Below are 13,248 nucleotides of genomic sequence, written 5' to 3' on the forward strand. Positions count from 1 at the left end.
GGGAATGGAACTGCCCCCCGAACTCCGCAACCTGTTCGCGGTCCTGACCGGGTCGGAGTGGCCCACCGCCGACGAGACGCGGCTGTGGGAACTCGCCCAGGTCTACGGCACCGCCGCGGACCGTCTGGAGGTCGAGCTCCCCCAGCTCGTCATCCGGATCAAGAACAAGGTGCGGGAGAACTTCGACGCCACGGCGGCGGACTTCTTCGACGAGTCGGTGGACCAGTTCACGGCGGGGGAGCGCAACTACCTCGGCGAGGGCACGGCGGTCGCCCGGGGTCTCCAGGAGTACGTCCACAACGCGGCCACCCAGGTGCAGTACGCGAAGTGGATGATCATCGGTCAGCTCGTGCAGCTGGCCCTGGAGATCGCCTGGGCGATCGCGATGGCGCCGTACACCTTCGGCGCCTCCCTGGCCAAGATCCCCATCTTCAAGGCCATCACCAAGACCGTCATCGGGCGGGTCCTGTTCCGACTGTTCGCCGAACTGCTCCAGCAGATGGCGATCAGCCAGTTCTTCGCGCTCACGCTGGACGCGCTCATCCAGCGCATCCAGATCGACAACGGCTACCGCGACGAGTGGGACCACAAGCTCACCGAGGACGCCGCCAAGGGCGCCATGCTGGACGGTTTCCTCGGCACCGCCGCCGCCTTCGGCGGTAGCGCGCTGTCCAACCAGTTCAACAAGCTGCTCAACAACACCTCCGGCCCGGCCATCACCAAACAACTCGATGACCACTTCCCTACGGGCGGTCCCGGCAAGGGGCTGCCCGAGGGCATCGGCGACGTGATGGGTCGCAACAGCGACGACCTGCTGCGCCCCTACGGCATGGACAACCGGCCCGGGTGGAACCGTCCGATCGACGCCGAACGCTTCCGCAACGACATGGGGAACAGCTTCGCCGACTCCCTGGGCGACTCGATGAGTCGAGACCAGGCCCGCGAGTTCGGTGAACGCTACGCCGACGCCTTCTCCCGCCACTGGGGGAGGGACGGGCTCAACGACGCACTGAGCGACGTGGTGAGCAAGTACGGCCGCGGCATCGACCCGAAGCTGAGCGACTTCCTGACCAACGGTGTGCCCAACGGGGTGCGCAATGGTCTCTCCGACGTGGGGTCGCACTGGAAGAACTTCCTGGCGCAGCTCGGCGGCGGGGGCATCGCCAACGCGGCCCAGGGGATGCTCAGCGAGGGCCTGTTCAACCTGCTCTTCAGCGACGAGAAGACCTTCTCCATCACGTGGCTCTCCGGGGTCTCGGGGCTGGTCTCCGGAGCGGTCCAGCAGAGCCTCACCCAGGGCGGCCTGCTGCTCATCGACCAACTGAAGAACGCCGGCCCGCCGCCCGGCGTCCCCACCCCGCCCCCGCCGACCACGGGCGCTCCCGAGGGCGGGACGGGCGAAGGACCGGGCTCCTCGAACCCGGCCGGTGGACCGCCGTCGGAATCCGGTTCCTCGACGAACGGCTCGTCCACCGCCACCTCGTCGAACGATTCCTCCTCGACCGGCGAGGGCGGGGGAGACTCGCGCGGTTCCCAGAACGACAACACGTCGTCCGACACCACACAGACCTCGGCACCTCCCCCGCCCCCGCCGCCCCAGCAGGTCACCACCGAGTCCTCTGACACGAGCGGTCAGTCCGACAACGGCCCCTACCGCCCCGCCGCGCCGCCGAACGAGGACGGCGGCTCGAACGAGTCCTCCACCGCGGGCGACACCTCGGAGCAGTCCTCCGACCGGCCCGTGAACACCCCGGACGAGAACGACTCCGACCACCTGAACCGGGGCGATCGGGAGAACACGTCCTCGGAGAACGAGGGAGCCGGCGACGCCCCCGTCATCGGTGAACAGAACCAGGACAACGGTGATCGGGAGCGCCCCACCGAGGAGAACGGGGACGGTGAGGGTTCGTCGAACCCGAGCGGACCCGAGGGGGCCGGTCACACGAACGGGACCGGGGAGGCCCTGTCCCAGGACGTCTCGAACCCCGACGAGACGGGGCAGGAGACCCCGGGCCACGAGCCTCTGAACGAGGAGACCTCGAACCCGGCGACCCCGCCCCAGGGGTCTCCGAACGAGGATCCGTCGAACCAGGACGTCTCGAACCCGAACACGACGGTCGAGGAGAACCCGGGCCAGGGGGTTCCGGACCAGGACCCCCAGAGGCCCCCCTCCCAGGACGCCCCGCTTCAGGAGGGGTCCGAGGGCGGCGGTGTGGTGCGGGAGCCGAACGGTTCCGAGAACGCGCCGGTCCGGGAGGTCCCGGATCAGGAGGCCTCGAACCCGAACGTCACCCCGAACCCGAACGGGGCGGGACAGGAGCCCCCGAACCAGGGGACTCCGGACCGGAACGCGCCGGTCCGGGAGAACCCGAACGAGGGGCCGCAGGCACAGGAGTCCCCGAACCCGAGCCCGAATCCGAACGCGACCCCCGGCGCGAACGAGACGGCGGGGAACACACCGGACCGGGGCTCCCGGGAGACCCCCGGCCAAGAACCCCCGAACCAGAACACACCGGACCGGGGCGAGACGACCGGAGACTGGGGCCGCGACGACGACACCGGTTCCCACACGCAACCCCCGCCCGCGACGAACCCGGCCGGGCAGGGCGCGAACGACGGCGGCGCGTCCACCCACCGCCCGAACGGGGCCGGGAACGAGGGCGCCTCCGAGACGACCGCGAACCCCGAGAACACGGGCTCCGAGAACACGGACCCCGAGACCCGACCGTTCCAGGACGACACCGGCGACGAGAACACCCGGTCCTCGGACTCCGACACCCCCGTGAGCCGGAACCCCGACGACCAGGGGGCGTCGACCCACGACGACTCCGGCGCGACCACACACCAGAACGACGGTGCGAACGGGACGACCCCGCACCCCGAAGGAGGGCCCGCGCCCGTCGTGATGGCCCCCCAGAACACCCCCCACGCGCAGGGCGGCCCCGAGACCACCGGGGACGGACGGCGAGGACCGGCCGGCACCCCGCCGGCACCGAAGCCGCGCCCCGATCCGGACGCCCCCGCCACCGTCTCCGAAGGGCTGCGCCCGCCCACCGACTGGCAGAACCTTCGCGACGACGTCGAACCGACGAGGGTCGGCGCGAACCGGGACCGCTCCGGTGTCGACACCGACGGCGTCGAGATCCTGCACGGGTCGAGCAAGGACGATCCGATCGTCTCGATCGCCGAACGCGGCTTCGACGTGCGTCGTATACCTCTGCCGAACCCCGACCCGGACGGCCCGACGCACGTCACCGAGCTGACGATCCGGATGAACTTCGACACCGGCCCCGGGGTCACCCCCGAACAGGCCGACACGGCCCGGCGGAACTTCATGGACCGTCTCGACGAGGTCGTCAACCAGCGCTACCGGCTGCCCGGCAGCGGCGACCAGCTCCACATCCGTGTGGAGCAGGTAGGGCCCGACGGACGACCGCACTCCGGCGTCACCTGGGTCCACGACAACCCGGATCTGCCCGGACGCAGCGACACCGCCAACTGGCGGCTGGACGACGGGGTCGACGTCTGGTTGCACGAGGCCCTGCACAGGGTCGGGCTCGACGATGAGTACCGTGACCCCTCCCAGGAACGATCCGGTCGCCCCCCGGCCGTGTTCCGGGCCTCACCGGACTCCAGCGCGGTCCACGAGGTCGGCGGCTACATGGACGCCCCCGGTGGACGCGACGGCAGGCCCCCGCAGATCCTGAACCACTACCTGGATCAGATCGAGAACCAGGTGAACGGGGCGTCGCGCTACGACGGACCGACACGGCTGGGCGATCTTCCGAACTCCGTGCACCGCGACCTGGCCGCCCTGCTCGACCCCGAGGGGACGAGGAACCAGGACGACACCATCGCCCTGTTCGGCGCCGCCTACGACAATCGTGTGAGAGGCCGCGGCGACGACCAGGTCCGCGCCGACCTGCCGGATCGGCTGAAGGGCGACTTCGACCGCGTCGTCGGCGAGTGGACCTCGGACGGCCGTTGGGACGGCGCCCTCGACCGGGCGCGCGGGGCCGGTATGGAGTCCCCGCTGTCCCGAATGCCGAGCGGCCCCACCCCGGTGACCACCGAGAGCGGTGGGAACCATCGCGCGGCCGGGCCCTTCTCCGACCTGTTCAAGCAGAAGGGCGGGGGCGGAGAGGACAACGGTGGCGGCAACGGCAAGAAGCCCGAGAGCCACCCTCTGAAGGACCTTTGGAAGGGTCGCGTCCGCGGTACCGACGACACCTCCGGTGAGTCCTCCGGTACCCCGCAGAGGGAGAGGCCGGCGAATCAGGACCGGAGCACGACCGAGCCGCAGGGGCCACCGCACGAGGTCACCGCCGAGGTGACCCCTGAGGTCACTCCTGAGGTGACTCCCGAGGTCACTCCTGAAGTGACTCCTGAGGTGACCCCCGAGGTCACTCCTGAGGTGACCGCTGAGACCACCGGTGAGGAGACCCCGCCCAAGCCGGTCTCCCCGGAGACGAGTCGGATGCTCGACATGCTCGCCGACATCGGCCCCATCTCCAACGGGGACGGGTACTCCGGCCTGCATGTGAACCCGGACGTCGACGTTCAGGGGCTGCGCCGGCGTCTGACCCATCAGCTCGCCGAGAACGGGGTGCGGCCGGACGCCGAGGCCCTCGCCAACGCCCTCGACCTCATCGGTAGCGGACGTGCCCGTCCGGACGACGTGTTCACGATCCCCGTCCACGACGCCTCCACCGGCGTCAGCGTCAACGGGAACGGCACCACACCGCCCCCGCGCGGCGAGGTGAGGCTGACCGTCGATCGAGAATGGCGTGACACCACCGGCTCCCCCGATCGGAGGCTCAACGCCGGGAACGCGACCGAGAACCGGGCCAAGGACGTCGGCACCGGCTCCCAACAGGGGCGTAAGAGCTTCAACCCCGGGCTCCCCATCACCGTCATCGGAGAGATCTTCGGCAAGGTGGCCATGGTCGCCCCGAAGTTGAAGACGTCCTTCGCGGTCCGCCAGCGCGGCAACGAGTTCCAGATGAGCGCGGAACGTCGTCACAAGCGCAAGGTCGACGTCGACGGGGACGACCCCTCACGCTTCACCGGTGACATGACCGTCTCGGCGGTCCTGGAGGTCTCTCCACTTCCCTCACCGTCCACGACCACCTCCGATCAGCGGGGGGCCGATGACCGGAGGCAGGGGACGGACGAACAGGAGGGGCCGCCGGCGGGGCCGCCCACCCGGGTCGAGTTCTCCGACCGACTGAACGATGTCGTCGACGTGGTCCTGGCGGGCCATGTGCGCGACGCGGACGCCGACCCGTCCACCACGGAGTCCTCCAACGGCGAGGGGTCCTCCACGGACGCCCAGAGCCCCACCCCCGAGCGGCAGAGGCCCCCGGAGCGGTTCCGCACCGATGACGGCACCGGAGCTCCGGTCAAGGCCCCCCGTTTCTCGCGCACCATCGGGATCCTCGACGGCGGTCTTCCCAAGGACCTTCCGATCGACATGCGGACCCTGCGCGACAACCTCGGAAAGGCCGACCAGGGGAAGGTCCTGCGCTTCCCCTACCAGGACGACAAGGGCAACACCCAGTACGTGGAGATCAGCGGCGGCCCGGTCTCCTATGAGCGGGTCGGGCCGGAGATGAAGGACTCCTCCTTCTCCGACACCGACAAGTTCTCCAACAACGCCCAGAACAGCGCGGGGCGCACCAACAAGGAGGACTTCAAGGCGGGGGCCGCCTTCATCGGCACGATCATCCCCGGGGACGGATCGTCGATCCTTCGAGTGGGGCCCGAGGTGACCGGAGGGGTCAAGGGCACCCAGAAGTACACGCGCGGTGTCGAACACGGCAGTGAGCGCATCTACAGCCCCGGGAGCAAGGGCGATTCCGCCTTCTACCGGGTGAACCGCACCTACACGGTCACGACCACCGAGGATCAGCCCTCCACCACTCGGAACACCACCGGGAACACGAACACCACCGGGAACACGAACACCACCGCCGGTGGCTCGGGGAACACGGGCACCACGAGCACCGCTGGGAACACGAACAACACCACCGGGAACACGAACACCACCACCGCCGCCTCGGAGAACACGGGTGGTACGAACGACACCGAGAACGGTGGTGGATCGTCCAAGGACCGACCCACGGTACGGTCGGGCACGTTCGACCTGACCACCCTGGACCAGGTGACGACCGCCGACGCCCTGGCCATGGCCTCGGACAATACGGACCGGAGCACGGAGGACACCCCCACCGAGCCCACCACACCCGGTCTCAACGGCGAACGCGTGGACAACGTGAGCGAGGCGGTCCCGCTACGGTCCGAATGGAGCGATGGACGCCTGCGCGACTCCAACGGTGAATCGCCCTCGACCGTCGCGGCCAAGAAGATCCACCAGCAGGTCTTCGACGCCCACCCCGAGCTGGTGACCGACCCCTCCGGGGCCAAACCGAAGGGCCGGGGTTTCTGGAGGACGCTGTGGCAGGGGGCCGACCTGCGTGTCGAGAACACGCTGAAGATCTACGAGATGGTCGGCGCGGCGATCGACGAGACCGGCAACCTGATCGGTGACGGCACCCCGATCCACCTGCGCACCGGTGGCCTGGGCAACGCCCTGACGCCCGCCCCCGGAACGTGGCGCTCGCTGGTCGAGAAGATGCCCGGAACGTCGTCGATCAAGAAGGACGACCGGGACGGCGCCGACTTCATCACCCTCCACCTGGAAGGGAAGCTGACCGACGCGCGGTTCGAGGGCTCTCGAAGCGGTGGATCCCTGAGCACCGGTCTCAACGCGTCGACGGCGCAGGCGGCGGGCAAGCAGAACACCACCACCTACAGTGCCGAAGCCACGGCGATGATCCAGACCCGTGTCGGATCGACGGCCGCCGGTCTGCCCAAGGGCATCTTCGAGGTCGGAGGCGGATACTCCTACGAGAACGAGAACGCGACGCCCCTGTCCGGCAACCGCAAGGCCGGGGTCGAGGCCTCCTCCAGCGCCAAGGGGGCTCTGGAGACGTGGTCCTACGAGCTCGAACTCAAGATGAGGCTCGGGACCGACTCCGATCTCGTCGACGTGACCCCGGAGAGCTCCGGCACGGATCCGAAGAGGCCTCGGATCCTGTTGGAGGGGCCCAAGACGGTGCCCGTGTCCGGTGAACGCGCCCCGATCACCCCGACGACCGATCGAGACGCGGAGGCGACCCAGGCCCGGGAAGCGGCCCGGGAGGCCCTGGAAACGGCACGCGAGGCCCGCCGACAGACCGAGGAGGCCCGCGCCGAACTGAACCGTCTGAACGATCTCGCCGGCCGGCTCGGAGAGCGGGAGAACGCCCTGACCCAGGCCGAGAAGGAGCTGGAGAGCAGGGAGAAGAAGGCCTCCCAGGACGATGAGAACGCGCGGAACCTGGAGGACACGGCCGCCGAGGCCGAGAAACAGGCCGGCGACCTGAGGACCGAGGCGACCCGGGAACGCGCGGACGCCGCCCAGGATCTGAAGGACGCCGCGGAACGCAGGCGGGAGGCGATCGAGGACGCGTGGGCCTACGTCGACGCGCTTCAGACGGAGACGGACGCCCGTAACCGTCCCGAAGGAGAGGGGACACCCCCTCCGGGGGAACGCCGCACCCCGCCGCCGTTGCCCGACCTCCTCGACACCGGGGTGGACGCGCTCGGCGAGAACCCCGATCGGAACGCCGCCGACCAGGCCTGGCACAGGGCGCTCGACAACTGGAACGCTCTGAACGACGCCGAACGGCAGGCGGCCGACGCGGTCCGGGACGCCGAATCGGCCTACGCCGATGCCACGGGCCCCTCCTCCAAGGAAGGCGACGCGTCCGGCACACCGACGCCACGGCCGACCCCCGAGTCCTCCGAGGTCCACGACGCTCGAACGAAGTCGGAGGAGACGGCACGGGAGACCCGGGACCTCAAGGACAAGGCCGACGCCCAGAGCGAGAAGGCCTCCGGCAAGGAGAACGAGGCGACCGCGAAGGAGGAGGGCGCCGCCGGCGCGCGGAGTGAGGCCGACACCGGACGACAGCGGGCGGACGAATCCGCGGAGGACGCCCGGCAGGCGGCGCGGGACGTCGAGACCGCCCGGAACGACCGGAACGAGTCGGTGGCCGCGCGGGACAGGATCCCCGGGAGCGAGGAACGGCTCACCCGGGCCCGGGAGCAGGAACGGCTCAGGCACGACGAGGCCGCCACTGCGCAGGGACGCGAGAAGGACCACCGGTTCGCTCAAGACCGCGACACCCGTCTGCGTCCGCCGCCGGAGCGGAACGAGGAACGTCAGGACCAGGACCAGAACCGGCCGCACCGCTCTCGGGCCGACCTCGACCTCGACGGTCTGCCGCACGCGCCCAAGCACTCCACGTCGCCCGGGCTCAAGGACCGTATCCACAACGCCGTGAGCTCCGCCCCCGGCTACACCGCCGCCTCGCGTTCCGGTGAGGCGGTCATGGGCCACTGGAACGTCCTCAGTTCGCCCAAGGCACTCGCCGCCCACACGATGGACGTCCACGACGGCGGGCTCCCCCTGAAGGCGCAGTTCGAGGACGGTACGATCCGCCGTTCCAACGTCAACGTCGACATCAGCGCCGAACGCAAGTCGATGCACACCTCCGACGCCGTGCTCGACGGCGGCATCGACCTCACCTACAAGTCCGAGTCCGACCGGATCACCGGTAGCAGCGATAGCTCCGGGCACAACGTCACGGCCGGCCTGAAGGGCGAGGCGGTCCTCAACCAGGGCGACAGCAGGAACAACCGCCTGCGCGGCTCGGCGGGCGCGACGCCCTACGCCTCGAAACAGACGACGACGAAGGGCGACACCAACTCGTTCGGAGGGGAGGACAAGCTCTCCTTCGGCGGTAGCACCGTGAAGGTGACCACCTCCGACGAGTTCCAGGTGCACAGCAAGATCCGCACCCAGTGGAACGCCTTCGTCTCGGTGCCGATCACCTCCACGACGGAGGGGAACGGGTCCACCTCGAAGACCCCGCTCGAGAACGGCGGTGACCGGAACCGGAACGGGGAGAACCGGGATCGGGCCGAGAACGAGCGGAACGATGAGAACCGGGATCGGTCCGAGAACACTCAGGACGACGGCACCCGGGAACAGACCCGGGACGACACCGAGTCCGGCACCACCGAGTCGCGCTACCGCGTCCTCGACCTGGCCCAGAAGAACGCTCTGCCCTCCCCGGAGGGGCTCGACGGGGCGTTGGGGAAGGCCCGGGAGATCCCGAAGGACATCACGTTCGTCCCCGGGAACGAGACCTCCGGATACGCCCTCAACGGCATCGACACCAAGGCGGCCGTGGACGGGATCCTCCAACAGGTGAAGGACCAGGGGGTCGAACTCACCGAACAGAGCAAGAGCGACATCCGCGCCGCCCTCTCGGCCGGCTACACACGAGGGGACAACCTCCGGCTCCAGACGGGTGGTCTGGTCCTGCCGGTCAACGTGCGCGAGGGCACGCTCGGCGGGCAGCGCTTCAGCAGTAGCGGCTGGCTGCGCCTAGGGCTGAGCCGGGACGGTGACTCCGACCTCCACTCGGTCGAGGCAGGGCTGTCCTCGGAACGTTCCGTCTCGGAGTCCTCCGAGCACAACGAGTCCAAAGGCAAGCAGAAGAAGAAGGGCGTGACCGCCGGTTTGGACGGGGGATGGAATCCCGTCGCGGCGACCGGAACCGACGACAAGGGCGCCCCCACCTTCCCCAAGGACCGCTACCAGACCAAGACGTTGAGCGCCGGCACCGGTTGGGAGAGCGCGACCACCTCCACGGAGCTGACCTCCGACACCGACACGAAGACGACCTCGCGCACGATCAAGGCCCCCGGGATCACCGCCACCACGCCGATGAAGATCGACTTCACCCTGTCCCTGGACCACTGGTACGGAAGCGGTTCGCGGGGCGCGGCCTTCAGCTCGTCGGTCAACGTGGGCCCGCGCACCGAGGTGTTCCAGACGGGGACCTTCCTCCCCGACCCGCCCAAGGGCGGCCCCTCGGCGTCGACCCCGCCCCCGCAGACCGAGACCCCCCGGGGACCCACGCCGTTCACGCCCACCACGGACGGTGCGAAGGACATCTCCTCCTTCGCCACCGACTGGCGTAACGGGCTGGGCCGTGACCAGATCATCCTGCCCATGGTCGAAGCGGTGGGTCAGGGGCCCATCGCCGACGCGGCGCTGATCGCCGAGGCGAAGGCGATGGGCTGGAACCCCGATGCCTCTCGGCAGAACAACGTGGCCGAGGCCGTCGAACACCTCCGCCGGAACGGGGCGGGGTCCCGCGGCCCCATGCTCGGGGCCGCCGTGGACGGGCACGTGCTGAGAGGGCTGTTCGGCCACGCGTCCGGGGGAGACGGCGCGACCCTGGTCGGCAAGGACCCGTACGGGCCCTTCGTCGTGCCCGGGCTGGAGACGAAGCTGTTCACCCAGATCGACCCGGACGGCGCCACCATCATCGGGGCCACCGGTGAACTGTCGACCGGGAAGGAGTCCACGGAGGTCCACCGCGACGAGCGTTCCGTGTCCCACTCCGGATCGACCGCCCTCACCCATGGGGCTGACCTCTCGGGCATGAAGGCCGTGGACCAGCCGGTCTCCGACTTCCAGGAGGGGTCGGCCCTCATCGGCGGCGGCACGACCGGTGCCGGCTCCGCCAGTACGGCGGCGGGTGGAGGCAAGCAGTCGGCCTCCACCGTGCACACCGTCGCCGACGCCCCCGTCAAGGGACGCGGATACCTGGTGCGGTTCCCCGTCGACGCCCTGCTCGTCGCCCAGCACACCGGGTCCGACGCCCCGAAGGCCGAGACGACCACGACCACCGTCGACGTCTGGCTGAGCCTGGACCAGGTCAAGGAGCTCGCCGGCGGGGTGAGCGCGGACTCCATCAAGGCGTGGGACGGCGTCGCCGACCGCCAGGACGCGGCGGCCAAATCCGAGAAGGAGCTCAACGGCGCGGTCGACAAGGAACTGGGGCTGGACCGGTCGGAGGAGGATCGGAGGAACGCCCGCAAGGCCATGGACCTGTTGTCCTTCGACCCCTCGCTGAAACCGAGCGCCTGGTCGGATCGCACCTCCAACGGGGTCGAGGCCGTCCGCGACTACCTCGGCCTCGGCGCCGAGGGTCCCGGTTGGGATCGTTCGAAGGACCAGGACAAGGAGGCGAACGAGGCGGCGCGGGAGGGGCTGAAGGGGCTCCGAGAAGACCAGGGGACCCCCCACGGTCTCTCCAAGGAGACGGTGGACGCTCTGAGCGGCCTGATCGAGCGCCGCGCCGACCTGCTCTCCAAACTGCGCGAACACCGTGAGACCCTCGACACCTACTTCGAGGCCCTGCGCAAGACCCACCCGGCCTACGCCCCTACGGTCCCTCCGTCCACCCCGACCCTCTCGCCCACGGACACCTCCGGCGGCGTCGACCCGGCGATGCTCCAGCACTTCATGCAGGCCCTCTCCCCGTCCTCATCGAGTTGACGGGCCCACAGACCCTCTCCACACGAGTCGCTTTTCGCGGCCGCCCCCGAAACGCCGGAGCACCTCCGGTTTCCGAAAGGAAGAAACGAAGAATGACCGACAACAACGAGGCACCGCGCGGTCCCCACCGCACGGGGCCCGTGCTGAGCTCGACGGGGGAGGCGCCCTCGGCCAAGGCCAGGGACGCCATCGGGGCCCCGGCCGAGCAAGGCCAAGGCCAGACCGCCCCCTATACCGCACCCACTCCCACCCCCGCCCCGACCGCCTCCGTCGCGAGTGAGACCGCGGTGGACGGAAACGAGCGTGGCCGTCGTGCGCTGCTCTCGGCCCTGACACTGCGAGGTAACGCGGCCAAGGCCGCCGACGGTGCCGAGAAGGCCGAGGAGGACCGCTATCGTCCGGGCCGCCCGGTCCTCGCGGTCGCGGCCATCGCCGGCCTGATGCTGGTGGCCGCCCCGTTCGGGCTGTCCGCCGCCAAGGAACACCAGAACGAGATGCTGCTCCAGGGCGATCTCGCCTCGGGGGCCTTCCCGGAGGCGTCCGGTTCCTCCTCCGCCTCGGGCCTGGCCTCGGACTCGGCCTCCGCCTCGTCCTCGGGCACGGGCGTGCAGGGGTACGTCCCCGAGGTACAGCCGAACAGCCCGGTCCTCCCCGGAGCGGGCGACGAGACCGAGTCCGACCCCTCCTCCGGTGGGGGCGGTGGCGCCGAGGGCTCGAGCGGCGGCGGCCTTCCCGAACGTCCCGTGGACCCCTCGTCCGGAGGCCCGCAGGGTGTTCCTCCGGGCGGAGGCGCCGACGACGATGACGAGGACGGCACCGGGACCGACGGTCTCGACGGCGAGGGCGGCGGTGTCACCGGCGAACCCCAGGGCGTGACCGTCGAGAAGGGCTCGCTGCTCGACATCCTGCTGAACGAGCGGAACGGTGGGGGCGAGGACTCCGAGAAGTCCGAGAAGCCCGGCTCCGAGAAGACCGACTCCGACGAGGACGCCGAGAAGGAGGACGAGGGCGACGCCGAGGGCGAGGCGCCCGACGGTGTGGTCGCCGAGCCGCTCACCGCGCAGGCCGGATCGAAGACCGAGCCGGGCGCCGAGGGCACCGAGGCCCGGGAGCAGGAGAACGAGAAGGCCGACGAGCAGCAGCGGCGGGAGCCCGAGCCCCCGCAGGAGCCCGAGCCGGAACCCGAGCCCGAGCCGGAACCCGAGCCGGAACCCGAGCCCGAGCCCGAGTCCTTCTTCGCCGTCTCCGGCCCCGGTTGCAGCAACGAAGGCGCACGCTACCGCGTGCACGGCGATGGCGTCTGGCGCTCGGGCCCCTCGGGCTACACCGAGCGCGGATGTGTCGACGGTTACGATGTCATGTCCGTGAGCGGCGACCCCGACGGTGGCGGGACCTCCGCGGAGTGGACGTTCTGGCCCAACCGACCCGGTTCCACCTGCACGGTCAAGATCCTCGTGCAGAACGGTTCCGAACCGCTCTGGGCCAACGGCGTCCCGATGCACTACGAGCTGTTCGACGGTGACAACACCGACGGCGGCTTCCGTGGCGGCTTCGAGGTCACCAAGCCCGATGGCGGCCGGTACTGGGCGCTGACCGAGTTCCAGCCCGAAGGGAACTCGTTCACGCTGCGCGCACGCAACCGGGGCGCCATCCCCGAGGGAGGCGAGGCCCCGCAGCTGCCCATCTCGGTGGTCGAGACCGAGTGCCGCTGACCGACGAGTAGCCGCCGGTGACCCCTGACCGGCACAGTAGGAAAAGCCCGCGGGCCGCCCCGGCCCGCGGGC

2 protein-coding genes are annotated in these 13,248 nt (G+C 70.1%); both read left to right on the forward strand.

Annotated features, from left to right (window positions below):
- Nucleotides 1-4: 4 nt before the first annotated feature.
- The gene (locus D451_RS27880) at nt 5-11,464 is read left to right on the forward strand and encodes a WXG100-like domain-containing protein (protein ID WP_020379953.1); all 11,460 of its coding nucleotides are present in this window, start codon (nt 5-7) and stop codon (nt 11,462-11,464) included.
- A 92-nt stretch (nt 11,465-11,556) separates the two neighbouring features.
- On the forward strand, nt 11,557-13,176 hold the full coding sequence (locus D451_RS28175) for a hypothetical protein (RefSeq protein WP_026124975.1): 1,620 nt from the start codon (nt 11,557-11,559) through the stop codon (nt 13,174-13,176).
- Nucleotides 13,177-13,248 lie beyond the last annotated feature (72 nt).

The sequence above is a fragment of the Nocardiopsis alba DSM 43377 genome (genome assembly GCF_000341225.1).
Classification (GTDB): Bacteria; Actinomycetota; Actinomycetes; order Streptosporangiales; family Streptosporangiaceae; genus Nocardiopsis; species Nocardiopsis alba.

What these genes read in the sequence shown, in the direction of transcription:
- D451_RS28175 (WP_026124975.1), top strand. Translation starts at nt 11,557, where the DNA reads ATGACCGACAACAACGAGGCACCGCGCGGTCCCCACCGCACGGGGCCC.
- D451_RS27880 (WP_020379953.1), top strand. Translation starts at nt 5, where the DNA reads ATGGAACTGCCCCCCGAACTCCGCAACCTGTTCGCGGTCCTGACCGGG.